Raw genomic sequence first — 441 nt, forward strand, 5'->3', positions numbered from 1 at the left:
CCTGCTGTTCGACCGCGACCACTGGCAGCCGGGAGAAGAGAGCCTGTGGGTACGCCAGGCGCGCCCGTATGCCGGTGACACGTACGGCCTGCATCTGCCGCTGCTGGCGGGCACCGAGGTGGCCATCGCCTTTGAACAGGGCGACCCGGACCGGCCGTATATAGCCGGTGTCCTGCACGACTCGGCGCACCCGGACCCTGTCACCATCCGGAACTATAAACGTAACGTGCTGCGCACGCCGGCGAACAACAAAATCCGCCTCGACGACGCGCGGGGAAAAGAGCACATCAAGGTCAGCACGGAGTACGGCGGCAAGAGCCAGCTGAACCTGGGGCATCTGGTGGACGGCGGAAAACAGCCGCGCGGGGAGGGATTCGAGCTGCGTACCGACAGCTACGGAGCGATACGGGCCGGGAAAGGGATATTCATCACCGCTGATGC

1 protein-coding gene is annotated in these 441 nt (G+C 64.9%); it reads left to right on the forward strand.

What is annotated here, in order from left to right:
• Window positions 1-441 (forward strand): type VI secretion system tip protein VgrG (gene vgrG, locus ACSIPU_RS30540; RefSeq protein ID WP_435322481.1); only part of this gene is annotated, 441 nt, incomplete at both ends.

Origin of the sequence: Klebsiella sp. HN106 (genome assembly GCF_051209435.1) — a bacterium.
GTDB classification, from domain to species: Bacteria; Pseudomonadota; Gammaproteobacteria; order Enterobacterales; family Enterobacteriaceae; genus Klebsiella; species Klebsiella oxytoca.